Annotated in this window: 18 protein-coding genes and 1 pseudogene; 13 read left to right on the top strand and 6 right to left on the bottom strand. The window is 66.6% G+C overall.

Annotated elements, in window-relative coordinates:
* Window positions 1-96 precede the first annotated feature (96 nt).
* The gene (locus tag SJH88_RS06070; RefSeq protein WP_274753899.1) at window positions 97-912 is read left to right on the top strand and encodes a pseudouridine synthase; all 816 of its coding nucleotides are present in this window, start codon (window positions 97-99) and stop codon (window positions 910-912) included.
* A gap of 252 nt (window positions 913-1,164) precedes the next feature.
* Here the strand turns inward: SJH88_RS06070 and SJH88_RS06065 are convergent, their stop codons facing one another.
* Window positions 1,165-2,163: a DHH family phosphoesterase gene (locus SJH88_RS06065; protein WP_154163709.1), complete on the bottom strand. Its 999-nt coding sequence runs from the start codon at window positions 2,161-2,163 to the stop codon at window positions 1,165-1,167.
* 385 nt (window positions 2,164-2,548) lie between these two features.
* On the opposite strand from SJH88_RS06065, the gene SJH88_RS06060 reads away from it, so the two are divergent.
* Together SJH88_RS06060 and SJH88_RS06055 are read left to right on the top strand one after the other, a co-directional pair.
* Entirely contained in the window at window positions 2,549-3,739 is a 1,191-nt protein-coding gene (locus SJH88_RS06060) for a M20 aminoacylase family protein (protein WP_270152112.1), read from the top strand.
* A gap of 142 nt (window positions 3,740-3,881) precedes the next feature.
* Window positions 3,882-4,787, top strand: coding sequence for a Bug family tripartite tricarboxylate transporter substrate binding protein (locus SJH88_RS06055; protein ID WP_274753898.1), 906 nt, complete (start codon window positions 3,882-3,884; stop codon window positions 4,785-4,787).
* Here the strand turns inward: SJH88_RS06055 and SJH88_RS06050 are convergent, their stop codons facing one another.
* Window positions 4,788-7,064, bottom strand: coding sequence for a putative bifunctional diguanylate cyclase/phosphodiesterase (locus SJH88_RS06050; RefSeq protein WP_274753897.1), 2,277 nt, complete (start codon window positions 7,062-7,064; stop codon window positions 4,788-4,790).
* A gap of 84 nt (window positions 7,065-7,148) precedes the next feature.
* The gene (ylqF, locus tag SJH88_RS06045; RefSeq protein ID WP_231499157.1) at window positions 7,149-8,096 is read right to left on the bottom strand and encodes a ribosome biogenesis GTPase YlqF; all 948 of its coding nucleotides are present in this window, start codon (window positions 8,094-8,096) and stop codon (window positions 7,149-7,151) included.
* Window positions 8,097-8,183: 87 nt separating this feature from the next.
* Here ylqF and SJH88_RS06040 point away from each other — a divergent pair, with 87 nt between their 5' ends.
* The gene (locus tag SJH88_RS06040; protein ID WP_043382457.1) at window positions 8,184-8,420 is read left to right on the top strand and encodes an SPW repeat domain-containing protein; all 237 of its coding nucleotides are present in this window, start codon (window positions 8,184-8,186) and stop codon (window positions 8,418-8,420) included.
* Between the two features lie 77 nt (window positions 8,421-8,497).
* Here the strand turns inward: SJH88_RS06040 and SJH88_RS06035 are convergent, their stop codons facing one another.
* From SJH88_RS06035 to SJH88_RS06025, 3 genes are all read right to left on the bottom strand, one after another.
* A complete protein-coding gene (locus SJH88_RS06035; protein ID WP_274753896.1) occupies window positions 8,498-10,120 on the bottom strand; it encodes a methyl-accepting chemotaxis protein in 1,623 nt (540 codons plus the stop codon).
* A gap of 279 nt (window positions 10,121-10,399) precedes the next feature.
* Window positions 10,400-11,929 carry a glutamate--cysteine ligase gene (gene gshA / locus SJH88_RS06030; RefSeq protein WP_274753895.1) on the bottom strand — a complete coding sequence of 510 codons (1,530 nt, stop codon included), beginning with the start codon at window positions 11,927-11,929 and terminating at the stop codon, window positions 10,400-10,402.
* Between the two features lie 179 nt (window positions 11,930-12,108).
* Window positions 12,109-13,029 carry an SDR family NAD(P)-dependent oxidoreductase gene (locus SJH88_RS06025; protein ID WP_274753894.1) on the bottom strand — a complete coding sequence of 307 codons (921 nt, stop codon included), beginning with the start codon at window positions 13,027-13,029 and terminating at the stop codon, window positions 12,109-12,111.
* A gap of 600 nt (window positions 13,030-13,629) precedes the next feature.
* Here SJH88_RS06025 and SJH88_RS06020 point away from each other — a divergent pair.
* The 9 genes and pseudogenes from SJH88_RS06020 to SJH88_RS05980 form a co-directional block, all read left to right on the top strand.
* A complete protein-coding gene (locus SJH88_RS06020) occupies window positions 13,630-13,926 on the top strand; it encodes a 2Fe-2S iron-sulfur cluster-binding protein (RefSeq protein WP_274753893.1) in 297 nt (98 codons plus the stop codon).
* Window positions 13,927-14,141: 215 nt separating this feature from the next.
* Window positions 14,142-15,263, top strand: a complete 1,122-nt coding sequence (ribBA, locus tag SJH88_RS06015; RefSeq protein ID WP_274753892.1) for a bifunctional 3,4-dihydroxy-2-butanone-4-phosphate synthase/GTP cyclohydrolase II — start codon at window positions 14,142-14,144, stop codon at window positions 15,261-15,263.
* Between the two features lie 6 nt (window positions 15,264-15,269).
* Window positions 15,270-15,734: a 6,7-dimethyl-8-ribityllumazine synthase gene (gene ribH, locus SJH88_RS06010; protein ID WP_274753891.1), complete on the top strand. Its 465-nt coding sequence runs from the start codon at window positions 15,270-15,272 to the stop codon at window positions 15,732-15,734.
* A gap of 2 nt (window positions 15,735-15,736) precedes the next feature.
* Window positions 15,737-16,276 carry a transcription antitermination factor NusB gene (gene nusB / locus SJH88_RS06005; RefSeq protein WP_043382472.1) on the top strand — a complete coding sequence of 180 codons (540 nt, stop codon included), beginning with the start codon at window positions 15,737-15,739 and terminating at the stop codon, window positions 16,274-16,276.
* An 89-nt stretch (window positions 16,277-16,365) separates the two neighbouring features.
* Complete coding sequence (locus tag SJH88_RS06000) at window positions 16,366-17,550, top strand: pyridoxal phosphate-dependent aminotransferase (protein ID WP_274753890.1); 1,185 nt, start codon at window positions 16,366-16,368, stop codon at window positions 17,548-17,550.
* A gap of 24 nt (window positions 17,551-17,574) precedes the next feature.
* Entirely contained in the window at window positions 17,575-17,988 is a 414-nt protein-coding gene (gene ybgC / locus SJH88_RS05995) for a tol-pal system-associated acyl-CoA thioesterase (RefSeq protein ID WP_045266460.1), read from the top strand.
* A complete protein-coding gene (gene tolQ, locus SJH88_RS05990; protein WP_183301291.1) occupies window positions 17,985-18,695 on the top strand; it encodes a protein TolQ in 711 nt (236 codons plus the stop codon). The genes ybgC and tolQ overlap by 4 nt, the downstream gene beginning before the upstream one ends.
* Before the next feature lie 16 nt (window positions 18,696-18,711).
* Entirely contained in the window at window positions 18,712-19,137 is a 426-nt protein-coding gene (locus SJH88_RS05985; protein WP_045266459.1) for an ExbD/TolR family protein, read from the top strand.
* Between the two features lie 38 nt (window positions 19,138-19,175).
* Window positions 19,176-19,437: pseudogene (locus SJH88_RS05980) on the top strand (cell envelope integrity protein TolA); the annotation flags it as partial.

Genomic DNA, 19,437 nt, shown 5'->3' with positions numbered 1-19,437 from the left:
CAAATCACCGCGCCCCGCCCTCGTATTCGCCCAAACCCGCACCCGCCAGGCACGCCGCCACTACACTGGCCCGCTTTGCGCTTTCGACCGCCCCACATGACCGAACCGACCCTGCCCCGCCCCTGCTACACCCACCCGCTGGAGATCCTCTGGCAGGACGAGGACATGGTCGTGGTCTACAAGCCCGCCGGCTGGCTGGTGCACCGCACGGCGCTGGCGCGCCATGAAACGCGCTTTGTGCTGCAAAGCCTGCGCGACCAGATCGGCCAGCATGTCTGGCCCGTGCACCGCCTGGACCAGGGCACCTGCGGCGTGCTGGTGTTTGCGCTGAACCAGGAGGCCTGCCGCCGGCTGGCCGCCGCATTCATGGACCACACGGCGCGCAAGCACTACCTGGCGCTGGCGCGCGGCTGGTGCCCCGAGCTGGTCGAGGTGGACTACGCCCTCAAGCCCGACGATGCCCCAGAAGACGCCCCTGCGCAGGCCGCACAGACCACCTTGCGCGGCCTGGCCACGCTGGACTGGCCCGAGGCCTACGACCCGCGCCACCCCAGCACGCGCATCTCCCTGGTCGAAGCCCTGCCCAAGACGGGCCGGCGCCACCAGATCCGCCGCCACCTGAAGCACGAATCCCACCCCATCATCGGCGACGCCACGCACGGCAAGGGCGCGCTGAACCGCTGGTGGGCCGCCCGCATCGGCCTGCAGCGCCTGTGGCTGCACGCGCATGCGCTGGAGCTGCCCCACCCGCGCACAGGTGCCCCCCTGCGCTTTTGTGCCGACTGGCGCCAGCTGAGCCATGTGCCCGAGGTGCAGCAATGGCAGCAGCTGCTGGCCCTGCCCGGCTGGCAGGCCACGGCCCACGGCCTGCCGGACAGCTGCGGCCTGGTGCTGCCCCTGCGCACTGATTAAACAAGAGCAGTCTGCGCACAAAAACAAAGGACTTCAGATAGATAACCATCTGAAGTCCTTGTTTGGCGTGCGCCAACAGCTACTGTTTTAGCAAAGCCGCAGCACAACTGCGCCCTGCACGCTGAGCGCCGGGCCAGGGTGGCACCGACGGCCGACCAGGGGCGTGCAGCGGTCCAGCAAGGCACGCCCGCCCAGCCCCAGGCCTTGCGCGCAGGGCCGCGTGGCCGGCGCCCAGCCCGCGGTGTCGTACTTTTATTTCTTGGGCTTGATCCACTTGCCGTCTTCGTCAAACTCCAGCAGCGGCGCGGGCACCAGCGGGTAGCTGGCGTCCGGGTCGGCCTTGAGCTCGGTCGACAGCAGGTCCAGCAGGCGCGTGTTGTCCATCTTGAAGCCGCAGGCCTGGGCATGGCCGCCACCGCCAAAGCTTTCGGCCAGGGGGATGCAGTTGAAGTCCGAGCGCGAACGCAGGCCCACCTTCACGCCCTTGGGGCCGGCGTGCCACATCAGCGCGAAGCTGCCACTTTGCTTGGCCAGCAGGTCGCCCACCTGGCTGTGGAAGACGCCGGGGCTGTTGACCATCAGACCCTGGAAGCCGTTGAACACCAGCACCTGCGCGCCCGAGGCGATCTCGGCGCACAGGCTCTGGAACTTCTCGTCCATGGCGCCACCGCGCGCCATGAAGGCCGCCTCCATCTCGGGCGTGAAGGCGGCAATCTCGGCCCAGCGGGCAAAGCTGCGCTCTTCCATGTCCAGCGCCGCCAGGAAAGGCGCGCTCTCGGCGAACTCCCACTTCCAGATGTCGCGGTCCTCGATGTAGCGGATCAGGCCAGGCACGGGCTTGTCGGGGTGGAAGAACTCCCAGGCCAGGCGCGCGCCGGACTTGTTCATGTCGAAGTGCACCACCCCGCAGCGGCACTGGTAGCCGGTCAGCTTCTCGGCCGCGCTCTTGTGGTGGTCCAGCACCACCAGCTTGCTGACCTTGGCCTCAATCTGCGCCATCAGCGCAGGTTCGAACGCGAAGTCCACCACGTACACGGCGCGCCCGTCCAGGTCGCCCAGGTCCTCGGCGGTCTGTATCTCACCATGGTCCAGGCCGCGGAATTCGGCCTGGTCCCCGTAGTACAGCCAGGCCGCCAGGGCCGCGCCATAGCCGTCCGGGCAGCGGCGGCCGTGGTAGAGGATCAGGGGGCGCACGTCATCTTGCAGCGAAGGACGCACCAGCAGTTGCAGGGGGAGGATGGTATTTTTCATGTGGGTCCGATTGTCGCCGCAGCGCGCGGCCGGCGCACAGCCCGGCCCCAGATGCACCGCCACCGTGCCCGGGCCTCGGCCGGTGCCCCCCGCCTGGCAGCCCGGCGCCGCGACCCAGGACATACCCTGAGCGGTATGGACAGGCTGTGATCAATGCAATTTTGGAATGATTCAATTTCGCCAATTCATGCCTGAAACTGCGGCATATTGTGCACAAAACCCTTTTTGATCAAGCACTTGAACATTCCACGGCGTCAACAAAGCACCGACAAGCCATGGTTGATTACATTCCAGTCCCGCAGACAGCCTGCGGGCGACCCCACATAATGCTTGCATCACTGTTTCAGTGACTGGCTTTGAGCCCCAACGCCAGCCACCAAGTCTGATGAACAACGTCAACGACATCGCCCCCTATCTGGGACAACTGCTCAGCTTCCGCCACGACCTGCACGCGAACCCTGAGCTGCGCTACGAAGAGCACCGCACGGCCGACAAGGTTGCAGCCTTCCTCCAGGCGCTGGGCCTGCCCGTGCACCGCGGCCTGGGCCAGACTGGCGTGGTCGCCAGCATCTACGGCCACGGCCGCTCCAAGGACAACCCCGGCCGCACCATCGGCATCCGCGCCGACATGGACGCCCTGCCCGTGACCGAAGCCACGGGCGCCGCCCACGCCAGCTGCGTGCCCGGCAAGATGCACGCCTGCGGCCACGACGGCCACACCACCATGCTGCTGGGTGCCGCCACCCTGATGGCCAAGAACCCCGCCTTCGACGGCACCGTGCACCTGATCTTCCAGCCCGCCGAAGAAGGTGGCGCCGGGGCCAAGGCGATGATGGACGACGGCCTGTTCCAGCAATTCCCCTGCGATGCCGTGTTCGCCCTGCACAACTGGCCCTCGCTGCCCCAGGGGCAGATGGCCGTGCGCGTCGGCCCCATCATGGCCTCGACCATGCGCTTTGAAATCCGCGTGCGCGGCAAGGGCGGCCACGCGGCCATGCCCCACAAGACGCTGGACCCCATCCCTGTCGCCTGCGCCATCGTCAGCCAGCTGCAGACCCTGGTGTCGCGCGGCGTCGATCCGCTGGACAGCGCCGTGCTGACCATCGGCAAGATCGAGTCGGGCACCGTGGAGAACATCATCCCGGACGAGGCCGCCATCTACGGCACCGTGCGTGCCTTGAGCCAGTCCACCCAGGACTACATGACCGAGGGCCTGCAGCGCATCGCCCACCATGTGGCTGCGGCCCACCTGTGCGAGGCCACCTATATCCACAAGCCCGGCTACCCCAACACCACCAACACTGCCAACGAGGCCCGTTTCATGGCCGAGGTGATGCAAGAGATGGTCGGCGCCGACAACACCTTCCCCGACATCGCCCCCGCGATGACGGCCGAGGACTTCGGCTTCATGCTGGAGCAAGTGCCCGGCGCCTATGGCTGGATCGGCAACGGCCCGAACGGCCAGCCAGGCGTCGGTCTGCACAACCCGGGCTACGACTTCAACGACGACAACATCGAGCTGGGCGCCCGCTTCTGGGACCAGCTGGCACGCCGCTGGTTCGCGCAGCCGCGCTGAGCGCCCCACCATCCACCGCGCCCTGGCGCGGTTTTTTTATTGGGAAAGCCCACGATGTCCCCCCCGCCACGACCACCCCCTCACCCGCCGCCAGCTGCTGCTGGCCGGCGTCAGCCTGGCGGCCTTGCAGGCCGGCACCGCCATGGCCGCACCATGGCCCAGCCAGCCCCTGCGGCTGATCGTGCCCTACCCGGCCGGCGGGGTGAACGATGTGGTGGCGCGCCTGTTCGGCGAGCGCCTAGTCCAAACCCTGGGCCAGCCCGTGGTGGTGGACAACAAGCCCGGGGCCGGTGCCACCCTCGGCATGGCCGAGCTGGCCAAGGCCCACGACCAGCACACGCTGGCGTTTGGCGCCATCAGCCCGCTGACGCTCAACCCCTACCTGATGAAGGTGGCCTACGACCCGCTGACCGACATCCTGCCGGTGGCCAGCGTGATGTACGCGCCGGTGTACGTGATGGCCACCTGCGCCCTGCAGGCCCAGCGCTTCGAGGCGGTGCTGCGCCAGGCCAAGACCGCCCCCCAGGGCCTCAGCGTGGCCACCTCGGGCTACGGCACGCTGGGCCACATCATGGTGGAACAATTGATCCGCGCCACGGGCGGCCGCTTCGTGCACGTGCCCTACAAGGGCGGCAGCCAGCTCATCACCGACGCGGCCGGGGCACAGTTCGACCTGCTGCTGGCCAACCCCTTCGGGCCGATCAACGCCCTGATCGCCCAGGGCAAGCTGCGCGTGCTGGCCACCACGGGGCCACAGCGGGCCGCCAGTTTCCCGCAGCTGCCCACGCTGGGCGAACTGGGCTGGGACAAGGCCAACCTCACCTCGCTGTTCGGCTTCTACGCCCCCAAGGGCACCGATGCGGCCGTCGTGGCACGCCTGAACGCAGCCATCAACCAACTGCTGCACAGCCCGGACATGCGCCAGCGCCTGCTGCAGCTGGACAACGTGCCCCTGCCGCTGTCGGCCGAGGCTTTCGGCACCCTGATCCGCAAGGACTATGCACTCAACGGCGTGGTGATCGAGCAGGCCGGCATCCAGGCGCAGTGATCACCAGGTGCGCAAGGCCTGCGGCCCGCTCAGGTCGGGCGCCTGCAGCCATTCCGAAGCCGGCAACGGGCGGCTGAACAGGTAGCCCTGGCACAGGATGCCGGGCTCCCAGGCCTGCAGCAGCTGGGCCTGGGCCTTGTGCTCCACGCCCTCGGCCACCACGCGCAGTGCGCGTCCCTTGGCCACCATCAGCAGCGCCTCCACCAGCACGGCGCCATGCGACTGCGGCGTCAGGTCGTGGATGAAGGTCTGGTCCAGCTTGATCTCCTGGATCGGCAGCCGCATCAGGTAGGCCAGGGACGAATACCCGGTGCCGAAGTCGTCCAGGGCGAAGTGCACCCCCAGGGCGCGCAGGCTCACCATCTTCTGGATGGCCTGCTCCACCTCCTGCAGCAGCAGGCTTTCGGTCACCTCCAGGGTCAGCCGGCTGGCATCTACTCCCGTGCGCTGGATCAGCTCCTGCAGCTTGCGCACAAATCCGGCCTGCTGAAACTGCAGGGCACTGACATTGACCGAGACGCGGTAGCCCCCTTGCTGCACCCGCGGGTCGTTCAGCAGCTGGCAGGTCTGCTCCAGCATCCAGTCGCCCAGCGGCACCACCAGCCCCGTGTCCTCGGCCACCGGAATGAACTCCGTGGGATCGATCATGCCGTTGACCGGGTGCTGCCAGCGCACCAGGGCCTCCACACTGACCACCCGCCCCATCATGTCGACCTGGGGCTGCACGAACAGCTGCAACTGGCCCTCTTGCAGCGCCACGTGCAGACCTTTCTCCAGTTCAATGCGCCGCTGGGCGATGGCGGCCAGGGCCTCGGAATAGGCATGCACCTGCCCCCCACCCTGGTGGCGGGCCTGCGACAAGGCCAGGCTGGCCCGGCGCAGCACATGGTCCCCGGCGTCGGCCTGGAGCCCCGGCTCCACAAACGGGAAGACGCTGAACCCGGCGCTGCACGACAGTTGCACGGTTTCCGGCACCTCCTGCAGGCAGACGATGGTGCCCAGGCCCTGCTGCAGCTCCTCCGCCACGGCATAACTGTGCATGCGCGCCCGATGGCGCGTCTTGCCCACGCGCTCCAGAATCACGGCGAACTGGCTGGCCGAGGTGCGCGCCAGCCGCGCACTGGGCGGCAGCAGCGACTGCAGCCGCGCCACGAAGGCCTGCAGCAGCGCATCCGACCACTGGCTGCCGCGCGCGTCGATGAACTTCTGGAAGCGGTCGATCTCGAGCAGCAGCAGCGCATGGCACTGCTGCGGTGTACCGTCGCTACGACTGGCCGGTTGCTGCTGCAGCAGCATGTCCAGCCGCAACAACAGGGCCTTGCGATTGGGCAGCTGCGTGACCGCATCCACGTGCTGCAGGTGGCGGATGCGGCGCTCGGCCTCCAGCAGCTCGGAGATGTCCTGGCGGATTTCCAGCAGGTGGCTCAGGTCGCCGTCCGGATCGGTCACCGGGGCGATGCGCACGCTTTCCGTGACCTGCACGCCATCCTGGCGGCGGCTGTGGACCACGCCCTGCCAGACCTGGCCGCGCTGCACGGCGTCCTGCACCTCCTGGCGCTCCTGCGGACCCAGGCCCGCCTGGGCCAGCGACGTCTGACCAACGATGGCGCTGCGCTGCAGGCCGGAATGCTCTTCAAACGCCTGGTTGGCGTAAACCAGCCGGTCTTGCAGGTCAACGATCAGCACGCTGTCCTGGCTTTGCTCCACCGCCTGGAACAGCACGCCCAACTGCTGCTTGTGGCGTCCCAGCTCGTCCAGCGAATGCTGCAACTGCAGCATCTGCGCCGAGTAGCTGTGCAGCATGCGGAAGGTGACCCACAGCAGGAACAGCATCACGTAGCCGACGATGAGCACCTGCTCCCAGTGCGTGCGCCCCTGGTAGGCCAGACCGCCGCCGAGCAGCACCACAGCCCCGGCCACCAGGGCGGCTTCCGCAATCCCCATGGACCAGCCGGCAAACACCACCAGCACGGCCAGCACCAGCACGGTGCTGGTGCCAAAGAAGGCGCCTTGCCAGGCCAGGATGCAGACCACGCTGAGTGCGGCCAGCAGCAGCCACTGGGCCGCCAGCCGCCAGCGCAGGCGCCAGCCAATCAACAGGGCCACCCAGGCGATAGGGCCGGCCGCTAGGCACAGCCACCAGCGGTCGCCCCCGGGGCCTGAGAGGGCCGCCGCGCCCCAGCCCAGTATCCAGAACCACAGCGCCACCACCACCACGGCAAAGCGCGCATTGGCCTCGGGCGGCGGAGCAAGGCGCGGAAAGGTGCGGGACAGCATGGGAGGTGGGCAGACGGCGGCTGGGGGCGATCCCCCCGAGCATCCACAGGCAAGCGCCCCCGGCGCGTAGGCGAAGGGCTTGCGTTAACGCGGCTTGCGGCCCTTTTTGCGCGACTGCGCCAGCGCATCCTTCTTGGCCTGGCGCTCGGCATCGGCCACGGCGGCCACGGCAGCCCATTGCTCGAACTCGGCCGGCGTTTCCAGGGTGATGCGGCCCAGCACATGGGTGCGGTAGTCGGTGATCACGATCTCGGCGGCCTTTTGCAGGTTCACCCGGCCGCCGCTCATCACGCAGCCACGCTTGCGGCCGATGGCTTCCAGCAGCTCGTCGTCGTGCAGGGCCTGGATTTTTTCCACCCCCAGCCCCAGCTTAAAGCGGTCTTCCAGGTTCTGCGGGTAGTGCTTTTGCAGGTACAGCAACAGCTCCAGCGCCACCAGTTCCTCGTCGTAGGCGTTGCGCCCCACCGAGCCCGAGGCCGCCAGGTTGAAGCCGCTTTGCGCGATGGAGATGCGCGGCCACAGCATGCCAGGCGTGTCCCACAGGTAGAAGTCGTGGTCCAGCACGATGCGCTGCTCGTCCTTGGTCACGCCGGCCTCGTCGGCGGCCTTGGCCTGCTTCTTGCCGGTCATGGTGTTGATCAGGGTGGACTTGCCCACGTTGGGCACGCCGCAGATCAGCACGCGCATGGGCTTGGCCATGCCGCCACGGTTGGGCGCCAGCTGGCGGCAGGTCTCCACCAGGCGGCGCGCGGGCGCCACTTCCTCGGCATCCATGGCGATGGCGCGGGTTTCGGGCTGGGCGTTGTACCAGTCCAGCCAAGCCTGGGTCTGCACGGGATCGGCCACGTCCTGCTTGTTCAGCAGCTTCATGCGCGGCTTGTGGCCCGTGAGTTCTTGCAGCAGGGGATTGAAGCTGGAGCCGGGGATGCGCGCATCCAGCACCTCGATCACCACGTCGATGTCTTTGACGCGCTCCTCGATGAGCTTGCGGGTGAGGTGCATGTGACCGGGGAACCACTGGATCATCTGCATGGCAAGGGCTTTCTCTGTTCTAGTTGTGGGGGGACTTGGGGCCGCAAGGATAATCGCAAGCTGTCATCCCGTCATCGCCACTTTGCCATGCCCTCCCAACGCCCCGCCCCTTCCCGCAGCCCCTTGAACAACGACATGCTGGTGCGTGGTGTGATCCTGGCGCTGATCGGCCTGATCCTCATCATCGCCCCGCACTTCATGGGCAGCAGCCCGACGCGCGACCTGTTCACGCACGCCCAGATTCCGGCCTGGTTCTCGCTGGTGCTGGGCCTGGCCTTCATGGGCCAATACGCCAAGCAGCGCCTCAAGGACAAGCGCGACTGAGGCCCGGGCCGGCAAAGGCCCCAGCCCGGCGCTCACTGTGCATCAAAAAGCAGTCCATCGCTTGCTGCGCCTGCGCTTTACGCTATCAAAGCTGCATCCTGTGACTGCAGCTTGAACACCGCCACCTGCTGCTCCAGGTAACCGGCCTGGTCGTGCAGGTCGGCCGCAGCCTGGTTGCTGGCCTGCACCAGGCGGGCGTTCTCCTGGGTCATGCCGTCCAGCGCCACCATGGCCTGGTGCAGCTGGGCAATGCCGGCGCTCTGCTCCTGCGCCTTGTGGGTGATGCCGCCCACCAGGCTGCTGACATGCTGCACATCCTGCACGATGCGCTGCATGCGCTGGCCGGCGTCCTGGGCCAGGCCGGCGCCGTTTTCCATCTGTTCCAGCGAGTGGGTGATCAAGGCCTTGATGCGGCGCGCCGCATCGGCGCTGCGCAGCGCCAGGGCGCGCACCTCCTCGGCCACCACGGCAAAGCCGCGCCCCTGCTCGCCGGCACGCGCCGCCTCGACCGAGGCATTCAGCGCCAGGATGTTGGTCTGGAAGGCGATGCTGTCGATGACCCCGGTGATGGCGGCGATTTCGGCGCTTTGCGCGCGCAGCTGGTCCATGTTCTGCACCACCTGCTGCACCACCGCGCCCCCGTCGCTGGCCGATTGCGCGGCCGAGGCCGACAGCTGGTGCGCCTGGCCGGCATCGGCCACGGCGTCATTGAGTTGCTGGCTGATCTGCTCGATGCCGGTGACTGCCAGCTGCAACTGCGCATCGGTGTGCTGGGTGCGCTGCGCCAGCTTGGCATTGCCCTGGGCCAGGTTGCTGGCAGTCTGCGAGACATGGCCCACGCCGTGGCGCACCTGGGCAACGACGCCGTGCAGCTGCGCGCCCATGCGGTCGAAGGCCCGCAGCAGGCTGCCCATCTCGTCGCGGCGGCTGTCGGCCACTTGTTCGGTCAGGTCGCCGTGGGCGATCGCTTCGGCCAAGGCCACGGCCTGCGCCAACGGTTGGGTGATGGAACGGGTGATGGCCACCGAAATCAGCACCCCCACCACCAGCAGCAGCCCGTAGACCGACAGGGCCCACAACTGGGCCTGCTGGCGCACATCGGCCGCGGCGTCCTGTGCTGTCTGGCGCAACTGCTGCAAATGGTCCAGCCACTGGTCTTGCGTGGCCAGGTAGGCCTGGGCCGCAGGCTGCAGGGATTCCTGCACCAGCTTCTCGGCCTCCCAGGCCATGCCCAGGTCGCGGGCACGGAAGGTCTCGGCATAGCTCTTGGCCAGCTGCTGGCCTTGCGCCTGCACCTGCTGGCCTAGCGCGCCCTGCAGTTCCATCACCTGGGTCAGGGCATCGGCCTGCGCCAGGTAGTCGCGCGCCTTGGCGGCAAAGCTGGCGATCACGGCCTCTTCGGACGAGAGCACGCTGGCCAGTGCGGTTTCCACGCCCTTTTGCGTCAGGGCCTGCCATTGCTGGGCCTGGGCCAGCTGGGCATCGTGCACCTGCAGGCTGGCGGCGGCGTCGCGCTCGACCTGCTGCAGGTAGGCGATCAAGCCGCCGGCCACCAGCACGCCGCACAGCAGCAGGCCGCCGAACACCACGGCGATCTTGACCGCCACCGGCCAGTGGCGCAGCACGCCGCGGCCCGACGGCGCAGTGGAACGGGGGAGCGCCGGCAGGTCCGGGGGAACGATGGCGGGGGCAGGCACCATCTCCCGCACAGGCGTGGCATGGGAAGGGACAGAGCGAACAACAAGCGACATGGCGGCCAACATCTCTAAGCAATGCCCGCAATCTAGTGCTACAAAATGTCAACACTGTGACAGCGCAATGACACTGCGCCCGGCGCTCGGTCATCTGCAGTCACCAAAAACAAGAGCTGCCGGCGCTGATCTACAGCAGGTTTCAAAGATATTGCATCTTCAAGACCGCTGAGCACCAGCGCAGGCAGCTCATGTTTTTGAAGTGGGCAATGGCGCCCACCCTGGGCTTCAGCCCAGCGCCGCAGGGTCCATGTAGCGCTGGCGCCATTCCTCGAAGGTGCCGGTGTCGGCCGCCTCGATGGCCTGCTGCGCCTGCACCGAAGTTTGTGCGAACTGCGCAAACTGTGCCTGCTGGGCTTCGCTCCAGGGCAGGCCCAGCAGGTGCTCGCGGGCCCACAGCGATTGGGTCAGGCCGAACTGCTCGAAGCTGTTGCCATGCAGGCGGCGCATGTCGTCCAGCACCCGCGCGGACGGCGTGGTCTGCGGCTGGGCCAAGCGCTGCCGGGCCTGGGCCAGGGCCTCGCTGTAGGCCGTGGTGGCGTGGGTGGCGTCCAGCGCCGCCGCCATGGGCGCGCACTCCTGCAGCACCTGGGCGGCCCAGTCGACCAGGGCCACGCGGTCCTGCCCGCGCAGCAGTTGCAGCCCGGGCTCGCGCCCGCGCTCGGCCGCCAGGTGCTGGTTGTGCTTGAGCTGGGCGATCTCCTCGGGCGAATCGGGCGGGCTGTCGGTCAGCAGGCAGTGCAGCAAAAACACATCCAGCATGCGCATGGTGGAGGTGTTGATACCCAGGGGATCGAACGGGTCCAGGTCCATCAGGCGCACTTCCACGTACTCCACGCCGCGTTCGCGCAGCGCATGCAGGGGGCGCTCGCCGCTGCGCGTGGTGCGCTTGGGGCGGATGGTGCCGTAGAACTCGTTCTCGATCTGCAGCAGGCTGGTGCCCAGCTGGTTGTAATCGCCGCCGGGGTTGCGGATGCCCAGCTGCTCATAGGCCGGATAGGGCTGGGTCAGCGCCTGGTGCAGCGAGTTGGCATAGCCCTCCAGGCCGTTGTAGCTGACATTGATGGAGGCCTGCGCGTCGCTCTGGTAGCCCAGGCGCCCCATGCGCAGCGATGTGGCATGCGGCAGGTACAGGGCCTTGCAACCCTCGCCCAGCGGCTGCAAGCGGTGCTCGCGCCCCTCGACGAAGCAGGGACTGAGCGCCGGCGAGGCACCAAACAGGTACAGCAGCACAAAGGCATGGCGGCGGAAATTGCGGATCAGCGCGAAATAGTCTTCGCTGCTGACGCCGGGCAGCGACCAGTTGTAGTGGATGCCCGAAATGGTCTGCATGCGGCGGCCATACCGGTGGCCCAGGCCCATGCGGTACACGCTCTTGGAGCGCCCCGAGTGCGAGGAGCCATAGCGCCCCAGCGGAATGGTCTCGTCGGTGGGCAGGTGGCAGGGCATGCTGGAGGCCCAGATCATCTCCTCACCCACAGCAGCCATGCTGCGCAGCGTGTACTGGTGGATGTGCTGCAACTCCTGCAGGCATTCATCCACCCCCAGGCGGGCGCCGGTGATCAGCTCCAGCTGCGACTCGCTGTAATCGGTGGTGATGTGCGGGTGGGTCAGGGCCGAGCCCAGCGCCGCCGGATGCGGCGTCAGGGCCAGGTGACCGGATGGCAACACGCGCAAGCCCTCTTTTTCAATACCGCGGCGTATGCCTGCCAGACGTTCGGCTGCGGGAAGGGGGAGCGACTTGGGTGTTGGATTCATTCTTGTCTGCGGTTAGGGTGCAGGAAACGGGGCCACCTTAGCATGTGGCCCCCCGTGCACAGTGATGATAGAGACAAGGCTGGCGCACCGATGCCCCCCAGGGGCATAACCACGTGGCGGCTGTGCCGCCCGGGGCGCGTGATTGCACGCTGACTTTCTAACCGCTAGGTGCACCGCCCTCAGGGCGTGGCGGCGCGCGCCGCCAGGGCCTTGCCGACCTCCAGCGTGCCCTGGGCCGATCCACTCTGGGGCACCTGCTCGTTGTGGCGGTCGCAGACCTGCGCCAGCTGTTCGGCCAGCAGCTCGGGGGCCTGCTCGCCCAGGCCGACGTGGATGCCTTCGGTCAGGGTAATATGGGCGGCCTCAAAGCTGCCGGCCCCGGCACACAGGATGGTGCGGGTGGGAGCCGACGCGTGCGCCAGCACCAGCATGGCCGGCACCACCGCCTCGGGCTGGAGGGCGGCCAGCACCTCGGCCGACATCAGGCCTTCGGTCATGCGGGTGGCGGCCGTCGGCGCCAGCGCATTGACGTGGATGCCGTACTTGGCCCCTTCGATGGCCAGGGTCTGCATCAAGCCCACCTGGGCCATCTTGGCCGCGCCATAGTTGCTCTGGCCAAAATTGCCGTACAGGCCGGACGACGAGGTCGTCATCACGATGCGGCCATAGTTCTGCGCCTGCATGTGCGGCCACACGGCCTTGCAGCAATGCGCCGCGCCCATCAGGTGCACCTCCACCACCAGGCGGAAATCGTCCATGTCCATCTTGGCAAAGCTCTTGTCGCGCAGGATGCCGGCGTTGTTGACCAGGATGTCCACACGCCCCCAAGCATCGACCGCCTGCTGCACCATGGCCTGCACGGCCACCCAGTCGGTCACCGAAGCACCGTTGGCCATGGCCTCGCCGCCCAGGGCCTTGATTTCATCGACCACGGCCTGCGCCGCCGACACGGAACCGCCGGAGCCATCCACAGCCCCGCCCAGGTCATTGACCAGCACCTTGGCACCACGGCGCGCCAGTGCCAGTGCGTGCTCACGCCCCAAACCACCGCCCGCGCCCGTGACGATGGCGACCTGACCTTCAAACGACAAAGATTGCATGTGCTGTCTCTCCTGTTGTAATGGCTCGCATCTGCTGCGCCCGACTGTACGCACACCGGCCACGGGCGGCATTCACGCAGGTGACTGGCAGCCTGCGCCAGCTTATCCACGGCAGGACCGCACAAGCATGTGGACAAACTTGGGATGCCGGCCAACAAGTCGATTAAGTGCTTGTTTTGCAATAGTTTTCATTAATTGCCCATTTTTTAATCACATGTTTAAAAACTCCGGAAATTTGCCCCCAAATACCCTGAACAATCCTGTTGATAAGTTTTCTAATTCCCTTTCAAAACCAATTCAAACCTTTGATTCACAACAACATTCAGTGCATTGAGCAAAAAATAGACAGCTTGCACAAGCTGGATCCGATCCAGCTCTGTCGCCGTGGAACGCCGCGCAATCCGCACCAGTTGCCCCCAATTTGACTGAACAACCATGTGGATAAGTGCCACCAAAGCCCACAGCCCTCGCACAAGTACTTGATCTGCAAGGACAAGCAGTTCATTGCCTATTTTTTACGCAAACACCAACGAGTGTCACAACCGACTTAACCAGCGACAATTTCGGGTTGATCCCCGACAGGCCTGGACCTTTTCCGACATGAATGCCCCCCTGACCCCCGAACTTTTTACCGCCAAGCTGGAGCCCAGCGGGCAGCAGTGCGATGCCTGGGCCGACCAGACCCTGCTGGACTCCATCGAAATGGGGGGGCTGAACTGGCCCAGCTCCTGCCGCAATGGAACCTGCCGCACCTGCCTGGGCACCCTCACCGCGGGGTCCGTGCATTACAAGATCGACTGGCCCGGCCTGACCGCCGAGGAAAAGGCCGACGGCTGTGTGCTGCCCTGCGTGGCCTACCCGGACGGCGATGTCACCTTGCAAGACCCCGAAAACTGAGGCCTTGCGCCCACCCAATCCTGGCAGGCAGGCCACAAAGCACTAAAATGCCTGCTTTCAACAGGACCGAGCACCATCCGGCGCTTGGCTTTGCAGCGACGGAACCCGTACGCACATGTTCTTTGGAAGCATGCAGGCCCCTGCATGCAGGGCGGGAGCCCCGATCAAAGGCAGTGCTGCCGGCAACCCGACAGGTCATCCAAGGAACCCACTCCATGAACACCCCCCTCAACCCCGTGCAAATTTCGCCGGTGGAAGACATCGTTGCCGACATGCGCGCCGGGCGCATGGTCATCCTGGTGGATGAAGAAGACCGCGAGAACGAGGGGGATCTGGTCCTGGCATCCGACCACGTCACGCCCGAAGCCATCAACTTCATGGCCAAGTACGGCCGGGGTCTGATCTGCCTGACCCTGACCCGTGAGCGTTGCGAATTCCTGAAGCTGCCGCCCATGGCCGCCCGCAACGGCACCGTCTACAGCACGGCCTTCACCGTGTCGATCGAGGCCGCCGAGGGCGTGACCACCGGCATCTCGGCCGCCGACCGCGCCCGCACCGTGCAGGCTGCCGTGGCCAAGCAGGCCCAGCCCAGCGACCTGGTGCAACCCGGTCACATCTTCCCGCTGCAGGCCGTCGATGGCGGCGTGCTGATCCGCGCCGGCCACACCGAAGCCGGTTGCGACCTGGCCGCGATGGCCGGCTGCAGCCCCTCGTCCGTGATCTGCGAGATCATGAAGGACGACGGCACCATGGCCCGCCTGCCCGACCTGCAGCTGTTCGCCGCCGAACACGGCCTGAAGATCGGCACCATTGCCGACCTGATCCAGTACCGCAGCCGCACCGAATCGCTGCTGCAGCAGGTGGGATCGCGCCAGCTGCAGACCCACTGGGGCACATTCACCGCCCACGTCTTCCAGGACCAGCCCAGCCAGTCCGTGCACATCGCCCTGGTCAAGGGCCAATGGAGCGAAGCCGACGAAGTGGCCGTGCGCGTGCACGAGCCCCTGTCGGTGCTGGATGCGCTGGAAGTCCAGCGCTCCATGCACTCCTGGAGCCTGGACACCAGCCTGGACTACATCCACCACCGTGGCCAGGGCGTGGTCGTGCTGCTGAACTGCGGTGAAGGCGCCGACCAGTTGCTGGCCCAGTTCGAGGGCAAGGCCCGCGCTTCCCAGGCGCCCGAGCGCGGTCGCATGGACCTGCGCACCTACGGCATCGGCGCGCAGATCCTGCGCGAGATGGGCGTGCACAAGATGCAACTGCTGGGCCAGCCCCGCCGCATGCCCAGCATGGCCGGCTATGGCCTGGAAATCACTGGCTACATCACCAAGGAATAAGACAACATGCTGCATGCAGACAAAGGCACGGCCGCACAACTCAATGGCCAAGGACTGCGCATCGGCATCGTCCAGGCGCGCTGGAACGAAGGCATCACCCAGGCCCTGGCCGAAGCCTGCCACCAGGAACTGCTAGGCCTGGGCGTGCAGACCGATGCCATCACCCACGTTGTCGTGCCCGGCGCCCTCGAAGTGCCTGCTGCCCTACAGGCCATGGCCGAGCGTGGCGGCTACGATGCACTGGTGGCCCTGGGTTGCATCATCCGTGGCGAGACCTACCACTTCGAACTGGTCGCCAATGAATCGGGTGCTGGCGTGACCCGCGTAAGCCTGGATTACCAGTTGCCGATCGCGAACGCCATCATCACCACCGAAAACCTGGAGCAGGCCATCGCCCGCCAGACCGAAAAGGGCCTGGACGCGGCACGTGTGGCCGTGGAAATGGCCAGCCTGCTTCGCACACTGAAATGACCATGAGCGACGAACACGCCCCCACCTCGACCGGCAAGAGCCGCCCCCCCCGCCAAAAGCGCACCGGACTGACCAGCACCGGTGTGCGCAAGGCCGCCTCCAAGTCGGCGCGCAGCCGCTCGCGCGAATTTGCGCTGCAGGGCCTGTACCAGCACCTCGTCGGCCGCAACGAGGCCACCGCGATCGACATGTTCACGCGCGACCTGGCTGGCTTTCACAAGTCCGACGCGCTGCACTATGACGCGCTGCTGCACGGCTGCATCAAGCTGGAAGCCGACCTGAACGCGCTGATCGCCCCCAAGCTGGACCGCCAACTGGGCGAGCTGTCGCCCATCGAGCAGGCCTGCATGTGGATCGGCGCCTATGAGCTGATGTACTGCCAGGACGTGCCCTGGCGCGTGGTGCTCAACGAAGTGATCGAGCTGGCCAAGGAATTTGGTGGCACCGACGGCCACAAGTACGTCAACGGCGTGCTCAACGCGCTGGCACCGGAGCTGCGCGCCGCCGAAGTCCAGGCCGACAAGGCCGGCAAGAGCGCCTGACACGCGCCCCAGGCAGCGTGCCACCGGCCGCTGCCTTTTTCGATTCCCGTTTGTTCTTTCTGTCAGCGCCCCGCGCGCTGTGCCAGTCCATGAAGTTTTCCAAGCGCGCCGAAAAAATCTCCCCGTTCTACGTCATGGAAGTGGCCAAGGCCGCCCAACAGCTGGCCCAGGAAGTGGCCCATGGGCCCGAGCCGATGATCTTCCTGAACATCGGCGAGCCCGACTACACTGCCCCGGCCCAGGTCCAGGCGGCCGCGCAAGAAAGCATCGCCAGCGGCCGCACGCAGTACACCAACGCCCTGGGCCTGGAGCCACTGCGCCAGGCCATCAGCGACTGGTACCGCAGCCGCTTCGGCATCCAGGTGCCGGCCCAGCGCATCGTGGTCACGGCGGGCGCCTCGGCGGCGCTGCAACTGGCCTGTCTGGCGCTGATCAATCCGGGCGATGAAATCCTCATGCCCGACCCCAGCTACCCCTGTAACCGCCACTTCGTGAGCGCTGCAGAGGGCGTAGCCCAGCTGATCCCCACCGGCGCGGCCGAACGTTACCAACTGAGCGCCGAGCACGTGGCCACCCACTGGGGTGCCCAAACCCGCGGCGTGCTGCTGGCCTCGCCGTCCAACCCCACGGGCACCTCAATCGATCCGGCCGAGCTGCGCCGCATCCACGAGGTGGTGCAGTCCAAGGGCGGCATCACCATCGTCGACGAGATCTACCTGGGCCTGTCCTACGACGAGGCCTTCGGCCACAGCGCCCTGGCCATCAGCGACGACATCATCAGCATCAACAGCTTCAGCAAGTACTTCAACATGACCGGCTGGCGCCTGGGCTGGATGGTCGTGCCCGAGGCCATGGTGCCCGTGGTCGAGCGCTTGGCGCAGAACCTGTTCATCTGCGCCTCCACCGTGGCCCAGCACGCCGCCCTGGCCTGCTTCAGCCCCGACAGCATCGCCGAGTTCGAACGCCGTCGCGCCGAGTTCAAGGCCCGCCGCGACTACTTCCTGCCCGCGCTGCGCGAGCTGGGCTTTGGCATCGACGTCATGCCCGACGGCGCCTTCTACGCGTGGGCCGACTGCACGCCGCTGTGCGCCAAGCTGGACGTCCAAGACAGCTGGGAATTTGCCTATGCGCTGATGGAGCGCGCCCACCTGGCGATCACACCCGGGCGCGACTTCGGCACCGCGGACACCGCCCGCTACGTGCGCTTTTCCACGGCCAACTCCATGGAACAGCTGCAGGAAGCCGTGCGCCGCATGCAACGGCTGTTCGCGTAAAGTCCGGCCACAGGGGGAACTTTCATGGCATTCACCTTTCCCATCCGGGTGTACTGGGAAGACACCGACGCCGGCGGCATCGTCTTCTACGCCAACTACCTCAAGTTCTTTGAGCGCGCACGCACCGAATGGCTGCGCAACCTGGGCGTGGAGCAGCAAAAGCTGCGCGACGAAGCCGGCGGCATGTTCGTCGTCACACAGGCAGAGTTGAACTACCTGCGGCCTGCGCGCCTGGACGATCTGTTGGAGGTCACGGCCGTGCTGCAGTCGGCGGGCCGGGCCTCCATCACCATCGCCCAGCAGGCTTTTTTGCGGCCCGTGTCATCCGATGGCACGCCGCAACTGTTATGTGAAGGCAGCATTCGCATCGGCTGGGTGGATTCCGCCAGCATGCGCCCTGCCCGTATTCCGAACTCCATCGTGGAAAAACTCTCATGAACGCAGCCCAAGACATGTCCATCCTCAGCCTCATCATCCAGGCCAGCTGGGTGGTGCAATTGGTCATGTTGATCTTGGTCGTGGCCTCGGTGGCCAGCTGGGCCACCATCTTCCGCAAGGCCCAGGCGCTCAAGCAGGTGCGCCAGCTCAATGACTCCTTCGAGCAGGACTTCTGGTCGGGCCAGAGCCTGAACGACCTGTACAACAGCGCCACCCAGAACGCCAAGAGCGGCGGCCCGATGGAACGCATCTTCGCCAGCGGCATGCGCGAGTACAAGAAGCTGCGCGAGCGCCGCATCAACGACAGCGGCACGCTGATGGACGGCACGCGCCGCGCCATGCGCGCCAGCCTCCAGCGCGAGATGGACGAGGTCGAATCCGGCCTGGCCTTCCTGGGCACCGTCGGCTCCGTCTCCCCCTACGTCGGCCTGTTCGGCACCGTCTGGGGCGTGATGCACGCCTTCACCGGTTTTGCCAGCATGGAGCAGATCACCCTGGCCACCGTGGCCCCCGGCATCGCCGAGGCGCTGGTCGCCACCGCCATGGGCCTGTTTGCCGCGATTCCCGCCGTGACCGCCTACAACCGCTACGCCCACAACATCGACCGCATCGCGAATGTGCACGAGACCTTCATCGAAGAGTTCTCCAACATCCTGCAGCGCAATGTGAGCGGCCCCACCGCCAGCTCCACCGCGTCCGGTTACTGAGCGCAGGAGCCACCCCATGCCCGCAGTCAGCTCCCGCGGCAAAGGCCGCCGCACCGTGGTGGAAATCAACATGGTGCCCTTCATCGACGTGATGCTGGTGCTGCTCATCATCTTCATGGTGACGGCCCCCATGCTCACGCCCGGCAACATCGACGTCCCCACGGCGGGCAAGTCCTCCAAGCCGGCCGCCAAGAACATCGCCTACGTCCTGCTGGAAAAGGACGGCCGCGTGATCTTCAAGACCAAGAACACCGAGCAGCAGATCGCGCTGCCGGAGCTGCAGGGCATCGCCACCTCCTGGAAAAACAGCGACCCCGAACACACCGCCATCCAGATCCTGGCCGACAAGACCCTGCCCTATGAGTCGGTGGTCCAGGCCATGGCCCAGTTGCAGGCGGCCGAGGTGCGTGTGGCACTGGGCGTCAAATCTTCCTCCAACTAAGCACACGGCTTTCCCCGACCCGCGCGCCCCATTCCTCCATGTCCCCTCGCCTCGCCCAAGACCCCTTTGCCCCACCTCGCCCGAGCAAGCGCTTGCGCAGCTGGGTCTTGGCACTGCTGGCCCATGCCACGCCCCTGGTGGCCCTGGTCTGGAACATCACCCCGCCGGTCGCCGTCGAGCAGGCCGCGGTCGAGGCCGAGCTGTGGTCGGACACTTTCGTGCAGGCCGCGCCACGTGCGGCCGCGGTCGTGCCCCCACCTGCGCCGGCGCCCACCCCTGCCCCAGCGCCGGAACCCGAGC

Origin of the sequence: Comamonas sp. GCA5 (genome assembly GCF_036541385.1) — a bacterium.
In the GTDB taxonomy this organism is placed as follows: domain Bacteria; phylum Pseudomonadota; class Gammaproteobacteria; order Burkholderiales; family Burkholderiaceae_C; genus Comamonas; species Comamonas aquatica.
This window is presented reverse-complemented; position numbering and strand designations above follow the sequence as displayed.

Coding starts and splice junctions, on each gene's coding strand:
- SJH88_RS06070 (WP_274753899.1), top strand. CDS start 97: ATGACCGAACCGACCCTGCCCCGCCCCTGCTACACCCACCCGCTGGAG.
- SJH88_RS06065 (WP_154163709.1), bottom strand. CDS start 2,163: ATGAAAAATACCATCCTCCCCCTGCAACTGCTGGTGCGTCCTTCGCTG.
- SJH88_RS06060 (WP_270152112.1), top strand. CDS start 2,549: ATGAACAACGTCAACGACATCGCCCCCTATCTGGGACAACTGCTCAGC.
- SJH88_RS06055 (WP_274753898.1), top strand. CDS start 3,882: ATGGCCGCACCATGGCCCAGCCAGCCCCTGCGGCTGATCGTGCCCTAC.
- SJH88_RS06050 (WP_274753897.1), bottom strand. CDS start 7,064: ATGCTGTCCCGCACCTTTCCGCGCCTTGCTCCGCCGCCCGAGGCCAAT.
- ylqF (WP_231499157.1), bottom strand. CDS start 8,096: ATGCAGATGATCCAGTGGTTCCCCGGTCACATGCACCTCACCCGCAAG.
- SJH88_RS06040 (WP_043382457.1), top strand. CDS start 8,184: ATGCCCTCCCAACGCCCCGCCCCTTCCCGCAGCCCCTTGAACAACGAC.
- SJH88_RS06035 (WP_274753896.1), bottom strand. CDS start 10,120: ATGGTGCCTGCCCCCGCCATCGTTCCCCCGGACCTGCCGGCGCTCCCC.
- gshA (WP_274753895.1), bottom strand. CDS start 11,929: ATGAATCCAACACCCAAGTCGCTCCCCCTTCCCGCAGCCGAACGTCTG.
- SJH88_RS06025 (WP_274753894.1), bottom strand. CDS start 13,029: ATGCAATCTTTGTCGTTTGAAGGTCAGGTCGCCATCGTCACGGGCGCG.
- SJH88_RS06020 (WP_274753893.1), top strand. CDS start 13,630: ATGAATGCCCCCCTGACCCCCGAACTTTTTACCGCCAAGCTGGAGCCC.
- ribBA (WP_274753892.1), top strand. CDS start 14,142: ATGAACACCCCCCTCAACCCCGTGCAAATTTCGCCGGTGGAAGACATC.
- ribH (WP_274753891.1), top strand. CDS start 15,270: ATGCTGCATGCAGACAAAGGCACGGCCGCACAACTCAATGGCCAAGGA.
- nusB (WP_043382472.1), top strand. CDS start 15,737: ATGAGCGACGAACACGCCCCCACCTCGACCGGCAAGAGCCGCCCCCCC.
- SJH88_RS06000 (WP_274753890.1), top strand. CDS start 16,366: ATGAAGTTTTCCAAGCGCGCCGAAAAAATCTCCCCGTTCTACGTCATG.
- ybgC (WP_045266460.1), top strand. CDS start 17,575: ATGGCATTCACCTTTCCCATCCGGGTGTACTGGGAAGACACCGACGCC.
- tolQ (WP_183301291.1), top strand. CDS start 17,985: ATGAACGCAGCCCAAGACATGTCCATCCTCAGCCTCATCATCCAGGCC.
- SJH88_RS05985 (WP_045266459.1), top strand. CDS start 18,712: ATGCCCGCAGTCAGCTCCCGCGGCAAAGGCCGCCGCACCGTGGTGGAA.